General features: G+C 46.1%; 11 protein-coding genes. 6 read left to right on the top strand and 5 right to left on the bottom strand.

Annotated features, from left to right (window positions below):
• The 5 genes from UXZ23_RS13920 to UXZ23_RS13900 all read right to left on the bottom strand — a co-directional run.
• Positions 1 to 631: FAD-binding domain-containing protein (locus UXZ23_RS13920; RefSeq protein ID WP_320821163.1), on the bottom strand; the 631-nt coding region annotated here is incomplete at its 3' end.
• Positions 550 to 1365, bottom strand: coding sequence for a deoxyribodipyrimidine photo-lyase (locus UXZ23_RS13915; RefSeq protein WP_320821162.1), 816 nt, complete (start codon positions 1363 to 1365; stop codon positions 550 to 552). The genes UXZ23_RS13920 and UXZ23_RS13915, both read right to left, overlap by 82 nt.
• Before the next feature lie 16 nt (positions 1366 to 1381).
• Positions 1382 to 2764: a DASH family cryptochrome gene (locus UXZ23_RS13910; protein WP_320821161.1), complete on the bottom strand. Its 1383-nt coding sequence runs from the start codon at positions 2762 to 2764 to the stop codon at positions 1382 to 1384.
• On the bottom strand, positions 2765 to 2971 hold the full coding sequence (locus tag UXZ23_RS13905) for a DUF2256 domain-containing protein (RefSeq protein ID WP_320821160.1): 207 nt from the start codon (positions 2969 to 2971) through the stop codon (positions 2765 to 2767). It abuts the gene before it with no gap.
• Between the two features lie 10 nt (positions 2972 to 2981).
• The gene (locus UXZ23_RS13900) at positions 2982 to 4511 is read right to left on the bottom strand and encodes a cryptochrome/photolyase family protein (protein WP_320821159.1); all 1530 of its coding nucleotides are present in this window, start codon (positions 4509 to 4511) and stop codon (positions 2982 to 2984) included.
• Between the two features lie 369 nt (positions 4512 to 4880).
• On the opposite strand from UXZ23_RS13900, the gene UXZ23_RS13895 reads away from it, so the two are divergent.
• The 6 genes from UXZ23_RS13895 to UXZ23_RS13870 all read left to right on the top strand — a co-directional run bounded on the left by UXZ23_RS13895 (position 4881) and on the right by UXZ23_RS13870 (position 12244).
• The gene (locus UXZ23_RS13895) at positions 4881 to 6233 is read left to right on the top strand and encodes a 3-hydroxyacyl-CoA dehydrogenase NAD-binding domain-containing protein (protein ID WP_414491476.1); all 1353 of its coding nucleotides are present in this window, start codon (positions 4881 to 4883) and stop codon (positions 6231 to 6233) included.
• Positions 6233 to 8029, top strand: a complete 1797-nt coding sequence (locus UXZ23_RS13890) for an acyl-CoA dehydrogenase C-terminal domain-containing protein (protein WP_320821157.1) — start codon at positions 6233 to 6235, stop codon at positions 8027 to 8029. Before UXZ23_RS13895 ends, UXZ23_RS13890 begins: the two co-directional genes overlap by 1 nt.
• Positions 8030 to 8105: 76 nt before the next feature.
• Positions 8106 to 9269 carry an iron-containing alcohol dehydrogenase gene (locus tag UXZ23_RS13885; RefSeq protein WP_320821156.1) on the top strand — a complete coding sequence of 388 codons (1164 nt, stop codon included), beginning with the start codon at positions 8106 to 8108 and terminating at the stop codon, positions 9267 to 9269.
• A 44-nt stretch (positions 9270 to 9313) separates the two neighbouring features.
• Positions 9314 to 9754, top strand: a complete 441-nt coding sequence (locus UXZ23_RS13880) for a thioesterase family protein (protein WP_320821155.1) — start codon at positions 9314 to 9316, stop codon at positions 9752 to 9754.
• 23 nt (positions 9755 to 9777) lie between these two features.
• The gene (locus tag UXZ23_RS13875) at positions 9778 to 11205 is read left to right on the top strand and encodes an aldehyde dehydrogenase family protein (RefSeq protein WP_414491475.1); all 1428 of its coding nucleotides are present in this window, start codon (positions 9778 to 9780) and stop codon (positions 11203 to 11205) included.
• A 478-nt stretch (positions 11206 to 11683) separates the two neighbouring features.
• On the top strand, positions 11684 to 12244 hold the full coding sequence (locus UXZ23_RS13870) for a CBS domain-containing protein (protein WP_320821154.1): 561 nt from the start codon (positions 11684 to 11686) through the stop codon (positions 12242 to 12244).
• The last annotated feature ends 94 nt before the right edge of the window (positions 12245 to 12338 follow it).

Genomic DNA, 12338 nt, shown 5'->3' with positions numbered 1-12338 from the left:
GATGCGGATAATCAACGCCAATCGTTACACCGGCTTTTTCTTGCATCGCGTTATTCATTAACCATGGCTGATGTATCCAAGGTGTTTCAACGTTGGCTAATTCAGGTATCCAGCGTCGAATAAATACACCCTCCGGATCTTGGGTTTCAGCTTGAGTTGTTGGGTTGTACATTCTCGGAATATTAATGCCCGTTGTGCCTGCTTGCATCTGCGCTTGGGGATAATGAATGCCGGGTTCATAGTCGGTAAAGTAGCGCGCCAAATGCTGTGCGCTTTGTTGCCAAGGAAGCCATAACGGGTAACTCGCAATCGACATTAACATGGCACGCATGCGGAAATTGAGCCAACCGTGGTGCTTTAAGTAGCGCATACACGCGTCGACCAATGGCCAACCCGTTTTACCGTCTTTCCATGCCTGTAAATATGTAGGGTCGAAATTATCGCGAATATCACTATATGATGAGTGCAGTGATTGCCCCTGTATACTCGGCTCATCTTCTAGTTTTTGAATAAAATGGCAGTGCCACCAAAGTCGTGATTCGAAGGCACTCAGACTTTGTTGCCAGCGCTTAGTCGGTGCTTTTTTTTTTGTTGTTGAACTACTTGCACTAGCTCGCGCAGACCTAAGCAACCCATGGCAATATAAGGGCTTAAGCGAGAGCAAGCATGCTCAGCGCTATTAGGTGAACTAATCGAGCCTCGGTAGTATTCACTTCGCTGTTTTATAAAGCTTTTGAGTAGCGCAACAGCTTGGGTGCGGCCTCCTGTTTGTCGTTCTGGGCAGGGTGTTAAATCCGCGCCTGCGATTGTCGGCCACTGCGATGTTTGCAGAGGTGAGAGCCGCGCAGATACGTTATTTTCGATAGTAATTGATGGGTACGAAGTCAGCTGGTTCGGCGCTTTTACTTTTGGCTGTTGCATAGATTGTAGCCAATGTTTCGCCCAAATATCCCGCGTCGGATTTGGCCGTCTGACTCCCTGTTGAGCGGACTCCTGCCAGATAATAGTTCGCGATTTACACCATTTTTTAACTCGTTTATCTCGTTCAAACGTCCAAAGGTTGCCAGTTTCTTCGTGACTATGAAGTTTAAGTGGTCCGTATATCTGATGAATTTTTTCCAAAAACTCGACAACATCACCACTGACGAAAATGAGTGGCATTTGATAGCGCTGCTCTAACGTCTGGTTTAAATCCAGTAAACATTCCCGAACGAATTGCCACTGCCGCAAGCTAGTATCGGGTTGTTGCCAATACTCGGGTTCGAATACATATAACGGCATGACGGGGCCGTCAGCGGCAGCATTAACCAAGGCCTGATGATCGTGTATGCGTAAATCACGCTTAAACCAAACGACATTTAGCATCTATTTCATCCTACCTTTATAGAGTCCAAGCTTGAGTCGCTACGACAGGGCTAGGGTAGTGAGAAATAAGTTTATTTTTTGTTTGATGGTTAAGAATATCGTCTAACGACTGTTGTGATAGCTCGGGTAGCCAATGATGAATATGTTTAAGTTTGGGGTCATATTCCTGTAGTTGTTTATTGATATTAAATTGCCGCTGCGGACGTGAATCGTGGCCAACACCTGCTAAGTACGCCCAGTTTCCCCAATTGCTAGCGACATCAAAATCAATAAGATGCTGCTCAAACCAACGTGCTCCCCAGCGCCAGTCGAGTTGTAGTTGGTGAATAAAGTAACTCGCCATATTCTGTCGTAAACGATTCGAAACAAAACCGGTTGTGCGCAATTCAATTAATCCTGCATCAATCATAGGGATGCCAGTGCTCGCGTCACACCAAGCTTGCCAATGTTTTTGCACTATCTTGTCGGGTATTTTTTTAAAGTTTACCGTGTCGGTGCGTAAGCCATTTTTTTGAAACAAACCGTCGCCATGGTGGCGCATCGACCAATGAAAATATTCGCGCCACAGCAATTCTAACTTCAGCCATTGGCTATGTTCATCGGCTTGATAGGCGGCTTCGTATTGCAAGATTTGATGCCAAATATGTCGAGGAGACAGGCATCCCCATGCTAAATATGGACTTAATTGGCTACTAAAGTTATCGCCGATTAGTTCATTACGAGTGGCCTTGTAATGCTGAATCGATTTACTTTCCCATAAATAATCTTTTAGATGCTGCTTGCCAATGCGTTCGCCGCCGTTACGTTTTAGTTGAATACTGGTATGGCTGTGTTCTTCGGGCCATTGTGCCGGTGCCCAGATCGGCAGAATTGTATCCCTGAGCTTAAGGGGGAGCGCTTTTATATCTTCCGCTACTTGAAATTGCTGCGGATTTTTTTCTATCGTGCGTCGGAACTGACTAAAGGTGGCAGGCCAGTTAGCGAAGAAATCAACCATTTGCTGCGGCGAGAACAGAGTGTAGGGCTCATAACACTCGACTGTTATGCCAAGCTTTGCAATACGTGCTAGCCAGTCGGCTTCTTCTGGCGCTTGGGCGGAAGCCGTAATTAAAGTAAATGCTTGCTCTAAGTATATTTTTTGCAGTAATTCAACCGGATCGCCAAATAGAATAGTTAAATCAAATGTGTGCTCATCAAGAGTGCGGTGTAAATCGATTAAGCTGCTACGTAAAAATCTAGCTTTGGCCGCGCCTAGTCTTGTCATGCCTTGAGCATCTTTATCTAGCCATTCTTTGGGCATAATATAAATAATGCTTAACGGCTGATTTTTTGCTCGTGCGAGGTGAAAGCCAGGATGATCGTGCAAGCGCAGATCGTTACGTAGCCATAATATTTGCATTTAAAATTCCTCCTCAACCTGAGCGGCAGCGCATAGATTAGGTGGTGTGGTAGCAGTTTTTTGCAAAGTACTCTTCGCGCTGCGTTTACAGCGCTCACTACAATATTTTACTTCGTCCCAGCTGCGTGCCCATTTACGTCGCCAGCAAAAGGGTTGTTGGCAATGCGCGCAATCTTTTTTGGGTAATAGAAGTTTATGATGAGTCATAGGGTATTTATTAAAGTTCGTCTATATGGCTAAGAAGATATTCCGCACGATCGAGTATTGCCTGCTGTTTGCCCGAGTCCATTTTCTCAAAGCTACGATAAATCATGGTCATACGCGGATTGCCATTAAATTGCTCTTTATGGCGTTGAATAAAATGCCAGTACAAGCTGTTAAACGGGCAGCTATCGTGCTCTGTCGACGTTTTTACCGAGTAGTGACAGCCGCCACAATAGTTCGACATTTTATGAATATAATTCCCTGAGGCTGCATATGGCTTACTGCCTAAGTAGCCGCCGTCGGCATGCATTACCATACCCAGTGTGTTGGGCAACTCGACCCAGTCATAGGCATCGGCATATACCGCTAAATACCAGTCACAAACGTCTTCTGGTTTGATCCCTGCAATAAGTGCGAAATTACCGGTTACCATTAAACGCTGAATATGATGCGCATACGCATGGTTAAATGTGGTTTTGAAGGCATCGCTCATGCACGCCATTTGGGTATCACCATCCCAATAATAGCGTGGTAAATCGCGTGTATTACCGAGTTTATTTAAATGCGCGTACTGGGGCATATTTAGCCAGTAAATACCGCGTACATATTCGCGCCAACCAATAATTTGGCGAATAAATCCTTCTGCTGCATTAAGTGGTACATGATTCTCTTCGTAGGCTTTTAGTGCAGCTTGGCATACTTCCAATGGCAGCAATAAACCACAGTTGATATAGGGTGATAGCAAACTGTGAAATAGCTGGTGTTCATCTTTCGCCATGGCATCTTGATAGTCACCAAAATACGGTAAGCGAAAACGTATAAAATGCGCTAATGCTTCTAGTGCTTGGCTACGAGTAGTCGCCCACTCAAAGGTGTCGATATTACCGGGATGATGGGAGAACTCGTCGGCTACCAGTTTTATCACTGCTTTATCGATGTCGTCCCGAGCGAACGTGAGCGGGTCGGGTAAGGCGGGATCGCCATTCCAGCGCTTGCGATTGTCGGCGTCGTAATTCCAGTCACCGCCCTCTGGTTTATCGCCTTGCATGAGTAGGCCTGTTTTACGGCGCATGTCGCGATAGAAATATTCCATCCGTAACTGCTTACGACCCTCTGCCCACTGTGCAAATTCTGCCTGAGTGCAAATGAAGCGATCATCAATATAGCATTCGACTGGGATGCCTAACTGTTGTTGCCACGCATTGCTTATAGCGTGTTGTAGACGGTATTCACCGCATTCGGTGGTGATAATGGCGCTTGCACTAAATTCTTTGGCGTACGATTGCACCACGCTAAGCAAGGTAGAGCAGGATGACTGCGCGTCGTACGCGTGGTAGTCGACCTGCCATCCTTGATTGCGTAAGTCTTCGGCAAAGTGGCGCATAGCACTGAAAATGAGTGCAATTTTTTGAGGATGATGCGGCACATAGCTGGCTTCCGCTGCGACTTCCGCCATGAGGATACGATCACAGCTAGGATCAAGCACGCGCAGACTTGCTAGCGAGTGTGTTAATTGGTCACCAAGAATAAGGCCGATACGCATAATTATACAAATATAGAGTTGTTGTATAACTAATGTATAACTAAATGGGGTTAGATGCTAGTAGAAGGCAGATTTTGCTGCCTGTCTTTGCCACTGAGAGGTCAGATGCGGGTCAATTGCCTCGCGTAATGGCTGTTCTGGCTCTAGTGTCTGTGCGGTTGGTTGCATACCCTGAGTAGTACGAACTCATTGCTGATCGTCTGATATTACACGCAAGAGGTTGGAGTATTACTAATGTGTGTTGGCTCAGTAATGGCTGCTCAGCCATACCTACTGCAGCGCGTTCGTGCATGAGTGCATCGAATACCAGCAATAAAATCAAATCAGAGTTGCATATATTCATAGACACAATAAGTTATAGCACTAACTTTGATTTCTACCGGCCAGGGGTTTGCACCCGAGTGTCGAGTCGTTAATTTTTACTACGGAAAAAGTGAGCCAGACATGACCCAGAATTTTCAAGCCGCCGCAGTCGAGCAAGTTGCGGTAATTGGTGCCGGTACTATGGGGCGCGGTATTGCCATATCTTTCGCTAACGCGGGCATTAATGTAACGCTTCTCGACTTGAATGACGATGTGCGCGCACAAGCAATGGATTATATCGGTAAGATCTACGCACAAATGGTTGAGCGCGAACGTATTACCCAAGAACAGATGGATGCGCGCTTGGCCTGTTTTAGTGATACCGGCAACTATGCAGATATCGCTCATGTGCAATTGGTGGTTGAAGCCGTGTATGAAAACTTGGCTCTGAAGCAAACTATTTTCCGTGAGCTTGATCGCGTGGTAAATGCCGACGCCATCTTGGCGACCAATACCTCCTACCTTGATATTGATGCCATCGCAGCCGAGACCTCGCGTCCAGAAAAAGTGCTGGGCATGCATTTCTTTAGCCCTGCTCACATCATGAAGCTTCTGGAAATTGTACGCGGTGCTAAAACCGATCCGGCCGTATTAGGTTTGGTTGAAGCCCTCGGTGCTCGCATCGGCAAAGTGGCTGTGGTTGCCGGTAATTGCCACGGCTTTATCGGTAATCGCATGTTGGAGCCCTATGTATTTCAATCACGTCGATTATTGTTAGAAGGCGCTTTGCCACAGCAAGTTGATCAGGCGTTAGAGGCCTTTGGTATGGCTATGGGGCCATTTCGTATGTACGACGTTGTCGGTATCGACTTGGAATGGCGTTCGCGCCAAATGGCCGATGTTAAGTTTGAGCAAGGTTCCGCCGACGAATTAAACGTACGGGTTGATGACCGTTTGTGTGAGATGGAGCGCTTTGGCCAAAAGAATGGCAAAGGTTATTACCGCTATGAAGCCGGCAGTCGCCAAGCCTTGCGCGATGATGAGGTGGAAGCACTGGTTGTCGAAATATCCACCGCTGCTGGCTTTGCACGTCGTAGCATTAGCGATAATGAAATTGTAGAGCGTTGCCTCTTAGGCTTAATTAACGAAGGTGCGCGTATTTTGCAGGAAGGCATTGCCAGCAGTAGTGCAGATATCGACAAGGTATATCTTAATGGCTATGGCTTCCCAGCGGAGCGCGGTGGTCCTATGGCGTATGCCGATGAACGTGGTGTTGCCAATGTGTATAACGCATTAAAAGCATTGGAAGCTGAGCATGGTGAATTCTTTAAACCGGCCGCTTTGCTACAACGGCTTGCAGAACAACAGCGTTGCTTCGCCGATGTGAATTCTTCTGACATAAATACGGAGAGCAAATAATGACAGCATTTAAAGCCCCATTACGTGATATGCGTTTTGCCCTGCATGAAGTGCTGGATGTTTCTTCGCACTATGCTGCCATTGGCCGTAGTGATTTAAATGCAGAATTGGTTGATGCCGTACTGGAAGAGGGCGGGCGCTTTACCGCTGGCGTTTTAGCACCGTTAAATCGTTCTGGCGATGAAGAAGGTGTGACGTTTAATAATGGTGAAGTAAAAACCCCAGATGGTTTTCCTGAAGCTTATCGCCAGTTTTGCGAGAACGGGTGGGCCTCAATGACAGGGCCAGAAGAATACGGTGGTCAGGGTCTACCTGTGTCGATGGCTGCGCCCTTTCACGAAATGATGATGGCCGCCAACTTGTCGTTCCGTGTTTATTCGGGTCTGACCGAAGGCGCTGTATTAGCGCTAACAAAGCACGGCAGTGAAGCATTAAAGGATGCGTACTTACCGAAACTTGTGTCGGGCGAGTGGCTGGGCACTATGTGTTTAACCGAACCTCACGCCGGTACCGATTTAGCCTTACTACGAACCAAAGCTGAACCGCAAGCGGATGGCAGTTATGCGGTGAGTGGTACTAAGATTTTTATTAGCGGCGGCGAACAGGATATGTCGTCGAATATTATTCACTTGGTATTGGCTCGTCTGCCCGATGCACCCGCCGGTGTAAAAGGCATTAGTTTATTTTTAGTGCCTAAGTATTTACCAACCGATGCAGGCGAACCGGGTGAGCGTAACCCTGCGGTGTGTGGCTCGGTTGAGCATAAAATGGGCATTAAAGCCGCCGCTACTTGTGTGATGAATTTCGATAGCGCGAAAGGCTGGTTGATTGGTGAGGAAAATAAAGGCTTAGCCTGTATGTTCACTATGATGAACGACGCCCGCTTTCAGGTAGGCTTACAAGGCCTTGGTATAGGCGAAATGGCTTATCAAGGGGCCGTAGAGTATGCCTTGGAACGCTTGCAGTCGCGTGCCTTAAGCGGCCCGCAGCATCCAGAATTAGCCGCCGATCCTATTATTGTTCATCCTGATGTTCGCCGTATGTTACTAACACAAAAAACCTTAGTAGAAGGTTGCCGTGTATTAGCGTATGACGCTGCTTTAGCTTTGGATATTGAACATTTTCATGACGATGCGACAGAGCGTAAATTAGCCGGTACTCGTGCTGCCTTGCTGATACCTATTGTTAAATCTTTTTTAACTGACATGAGTGCCGAAGCCGCTAATATCGGTATGCAGGTATACGGTGGGCATGGCTTTATTCGCGAATGGGGCATGGAGCAATTAGTGCGTGATGGCCGTATTACCCAAATTTACGAAGGCACCAACGGCATTCAGTCGCTGGATTTATTACGTCGTAAGGTGATGGGTGATCAAGGCGCAGAATTAACGCGCTTGCAGGATGAAATTGATGCTTTCTGTCAGCAACAAGAGAGTAATGTGGCGCTAGTCAGCTTGTTAACTCCTTTGCTATCAGTCAACGCTCATTGGCGCTCATTAGCCGCCGATATTATGCAGCGCTCAGCTCAAAATTCTGAAGAAATTGGAGGTTGTGCCACTGATTTTATGCAATTTTCCGCGTATGCATTGTTAGCCTATGCATGGGCGAGAATGGCAACAGTGGCGGCGAAACGTGCGCAAGAAAATCCAGAAGATGTGGAGTTTTATCAGGCTAAAATTGCCTCAGCACGTTTTTATGCCGAGCGTATTTTACCGCGTGCTGATATGCATCGTCAGGTATTGCAAACACCGGTGGATAATCTATTTGGCTTAACCGCTGAACAATTTGTGCGTTAAATGACATGAGTCTGAATAAGCGCAATTAAACACTTAATTTAGGCTCAGTAATTCCTAGGTGAGGTATAACAATAATATGACCAATTTTACCTTTTCAACGACCCGAACCATTATTAACGAAGCCGGTTCTGCACGTCGTTTGGCCGCTATCTGTGAAGAGCAGGGCGCGCGTAGCGTTATGTTAGTAACGGATGAAGGCATTATCGGTGCTGGTTTGTTGGAACGGATTCTGCCCAGTTTTCAGCTATCAGCCCTGCAATTAACGGTATTTAAAGATGTCGAGGCTGATCCGTCGGATACAACTGTTATGGCCGCTACTGAGGCAGCTCGTCGCGCTAACGTCGATTACGTTGTGGGTTTTGGCGGTGGCAGTTCAATGGATGTCGCTAAGCTGGTGGCACTACTTGCACATCCGCAATGTAAGCAGCCGTTATCTGATATGTATGGCGTGGGCAATGCTCGCGGTGTGCGCTTACCCTTATTGCAAGTACCGACCACCGCAGGTACTGGTTCGGAAGTCACGCCAATTGCTATTGTCACCACAGGCGCAACGACGAAAGCCGGTGTGGTATCAGCCGTATTGCAACCCGATGTTGCGCTACTCGATGCGGAATTAACCACAGGTCTGCCGCCACATGTGACAGCAGCCACGGGTATTGATGCCATGGTGCATGCCATTGAGGCTTATACTTCGGCGGTGAAGAAAAACCCAGTATCTGATCTGCTTGCGAAAGAAGCATTGCGTCTACTTTCCAGCAATTTAATGGTGGCAGTTAAAGACGGCAATAATATTCAAGCGCGTAGCAATATGTTGTTAGGCGCATTGTACGCTGGCCAAGCCTTTGCTAATGCGCCGGTTGCTGCGGTGCATGCCTTAGCGTATCCGCTAGGTGGACACTTTCATATTCCGCATGGTTTAAGTAACTCGCTGGTGTTGCCCCATGTTATGCGCTTTAACGCACCTAAAGCTGCGCATTTATATGCAGAATTAGCCCCGGTTGTTATGGGTGATGCAGCCAATGTTGGCAGCAATGAGGAAAAAACCGCAGCACTTATTGCTTGGTTAGAGCAGCAAACCATCAATACCGGATTACCAACGCGATTGCGTGACTGTGGTATTCGTGAAGACGCGGTTGCTATGCTTGCCAGTGAAGCCATGTTGCAAACGCGATTGTTGGGGAATAACCCACGTGAAGTTACCGAGGCTGATGCGTTAGCTATTTATCAAGCAGCGTACTAATACTGGTGCTAACCAATAATAGGATTTTAGCAATAGGATGATTAATGACTACTGAAACTAAACCGCTTAAACGCAGCGATTATCGCGAGTTTTATCCGATTGTGACACGCTGGATGGATAACGATATTTATGGTCATGTGAATAATGTGACGTACTATTCCTATTTTGATAGTGCAGTAAATCGTTATTTAATTGAGCATGGTGGATTAAATATTCATGATGCGCCAATCGTTGGTTTTGTGGTGAACTCACACTGTAATTACCTAGCACCTATTGCTTATCCTGATGCCATAGACGTTGGCTTGCGAGTTAATAAATTAGGTAATAGCTCGGTCACCTACGGTGTTGCTATTTTTAAGCAAGGGGAAGATCAGGCTTGTGCTTATGGTGATTTTATTCACGTATTTGTTGAACGTGCGGCTAATAAGGCAGTCTCAATTCCTCAATCTATTCGTACAGCACTAACAGCCTTGGTTGTTTCTTAAACGGGCTAATAGAGGAGCAAATTATGCAAAAGACCTATCCGTATTATTTAGCGAATGAAGCGGTTTATGCTAATACCGATTTAAAAGTGACCGATAAATACAGCGGCGAGGTTGCTTGCGAAGTTGCATTGGCAACGCCGGATGTTCTTGATCAGGCTATTACAGCCGCAGTAGCCGCTACCGAAGCTATGCGCAAAATGACGGTATATGAACGTCAAGCGGTACTCGAACATTGCGTAAAACGTTTTACCGAACGCAAAGACGAGCTAGCGCATGCCTTGTGTATCGAAGCGGGCAAGCCTATCAATGACGCTATTGGTGAAGTCACTCGTTTAATCGACACCTTCAAAATTGCGGCTGAAGAAACGCCGCGCATGTTAGGTGAGACGCTGCCGCTGGATATCAGTCCACGTGCTAAAGGCTATCGTGGTATGACCCAGCGAGTGCCCATTGGGCCGTGTGCATTTATTAGCCCATTTAACTTCCCACTGAATTTGGCGGCACATAAGGTTGCACCTGCTATTGCGACGGGTTGTCCGTTTGTTTTAAAGCCAGCCAGTATGACGCCAGTAGGCGCCTTATTAATTGGCGAAATTCTAGCGGAAACGAATTTACCTAAAGGCGCATTTTCTATTCTGCCGTGTCGTCGTGACAGTGCCGATCTGTTAACCGAAGACAACCGTTTAAAGTTATTAATCTTTACGGGCTCACCAGAAGTGGGTTGGAAGCTGAAAGCTCGTGCGGGTAAAAAGCCTGTTATTTTAGAGCTTGGCGGTAACGCCGCCTGTGTTGTTGATAAAGACTGGGATCTGGATGATGCTGTTGCTCGGGTAATTATTGGCGCTTTTTATCAGTCGGGTCAGAGCTGTATTGGAGTTCAACGCTTATTTGTCCATAGTGATGTTTACGCTACGTTTAAAGAAAAGCTTGTGGCGAAAACCAAAGCGCTAAAGAGCGGAGATCCTAAAGATAAAGAAACTTTTATCGGCCCTATGATCAGTGAAGACGAAGCTAAGCGTTTGCACGGCTGGATTGAGTCAGCAATAGATAAGGGCGCGACCTTGCTTTGCGGTGGTCAGCGCAATGGCAATATGTTGCAAGCGACGCTGTTAGAAAATGTTGATTCTAATTGCGAGCTAAGCGCAGAAGAAGCTTTTGGCCCAGTTGCCATATTGGAACCGTTTGATGATTTTGATGCGGTACTAAAACGCGTTAACGACAGTCGCTTTGGTTTGCAGGCTGGTATTTTTACTCGTGATTTATACAAGGCTCAGCAAGCTTGGGATGAGCTTGAGGTGGGTGGCGTAGTGATCGGCGATGTACCAAGCTGGCGGGTTGATCACATGCCGTATGGCGGCGTTAAAGACTCGGGGCTTGGCCGCGAGGGTATTCGTTGGGCTATGGAAGATATGACCGAATTGCGTTTGATGGTGATTCGCACTCCGCAATAGGTGTTTTTTCACACATGGAAAAATTGAGCCGCTTTAGCAATGAAGCGGCTTTTTTATGCCTATCAATATAAGGAAATATGTCATTTGTATTAAAGTATAAACGCTCTGTTTTATATCGAAGCGCTGAAATTCTAATGGCTAGAAATAATCGTTACTGTGAATGACTTCATGTTTTATAGAATGACATTTTGTTGATTTTTATGACATTACTTTACGCATACAATCTATTGTTAAACTGCGTACTTTTTCCTATAGTTATTAAACCTTCTCTATTCCTTCTCGGTAAGGAGTGACAGCTAGACAGCATGATTCAATAGCTTATATGTCTATAGATCGTGCGTCGTTCAACATTCGCTTTATATATTTATAGTAGCTTTGATCCATCGGCTTTTGGCCCACCCATCCCCCGATGCCTCAATATTAATGCATTGTGCACTTGCATCGGCGAATAGCGCAGCAACAAAAGGATCGCCTAACTATGAAAACATTATCTCTCTACGAAACTACTCCAATTGATGAACTCGCATGGCCTGATAGCCCTACTAGTTTGGACTTGTCTTCCCCAGCATTGAAAGTATTTACTGACTTCGAAAAAGTAGAACCCTTGGTGATAGAATCATCCAGCTTTGCTACCGATGCCGAAGTAGCCATGAAAAAAACCCACGTGCGATTAAAATTAGTGGTCGATAACGACAATAAATTTGTCGGTGTATTGAGTCTTGATGACTTAATTGGCCCTGATTTTATGGCAAAAGTTGTACAAGGGTTTAAACGCGAAGAGTTACGAGTAACTGATTTCATGACGCCCAAAAGCAAGCTTAAGGCGTTTGATTACTCCGATGTTGCGAACTCAAATATAGGTAATTTAATCGAAGCATTGAAAGAACGCGGACAGCAGCACTGTTTAGTGATTGATCGTGAAACGCATAAAATTCGCGGTTTAATTTCGGCTAGTGATATTGCGCGGAAATTAAAACTGTCGATTAATATCAACTCAGAATCGAGCTTCAGCAATATCTTTAATGTTCTGTATGCGTAGACTTTTCTTTAGGCATAAATAGAAGGGTAGTGTACGAATGCAAAGGAAGCTGGCTTTGGCCAGGCTTCCTTGCCGCTAGCAGTTGATCCACCTT

Source organism: Thalassolituus sp., assembly GCF_034111725.1.
Classification (GTDB): domain Bacteria; phylum Pseudomonadota; class Gammaproteobacteria; order Pseudomonadales; family Oceanobacteraceae; genus Thalassolituus.
This window is presented reverse-complemented; position numbering and strand designations above follow the sequence as displayed.

Coding starts and splice junctions, on each gene's coding strand:
- UXZ23_RS13915 (WP_320821162.1), bottom strand. CDS start 1,365: ATGCTAAATGTCGTTTGGTTTAAGCGTGATTTACGCATACACGATCAT.
- UXZ23_RS13910 (WP_320821161.1), bottom strand. CDS start 2,764: ATGCAAATATTATGGCTACGTAACGATCTGCGCTTGCACGATCATCCT.
- UXZ23_RS13905 (WP_320821160.1), bottom strand. CDS start 2,971: ATGACTCATCATAAACTTCTATTACCCAAAAAAGATTGCGCGCATTGC.
- UXZ23_RS13900 (WP_320821159.1), bottom strand. CDS start 4,511: ATGCGTATCGGCCTTATTCTTGGTGACCAATTAACACACTCGCTAGCA.
- UXZ23_RS13890 (WP_320821157.1), top strand. CDS start 6,233: ATGACAGCATTTAAAGCCCCATTACGTGATATGCGTTTTGCCCTGCAT.
- UXZ23_RS13885 (WP_320821156.1), top strand. CDS start 8,106: ATGACCAATTTTACCTTTTCAACGACCCGAACCATTATTAACGAAGCC.
- UXZ23_RS13880 (WP_320821155.1), top strand. CDS start 9,314: ATGACTACTGAAACTAAACCGCTTAAACGCAGCGATTATCGCGAGTTT.
- UXZ23_RS13875 (WP_414491475.1), top strand. CDS start 9,778: ATGCAAAAGACCTATCCGTATTATTTAGCGAATGAAGCGGTTTATGCT.
- UXZ23_RS13870 (WP_320821154.1), top strand. CDS start 11,684: ATGAAAACATTATCTCTCTACGAAACTACTCCAATTGATGAACTCGCA.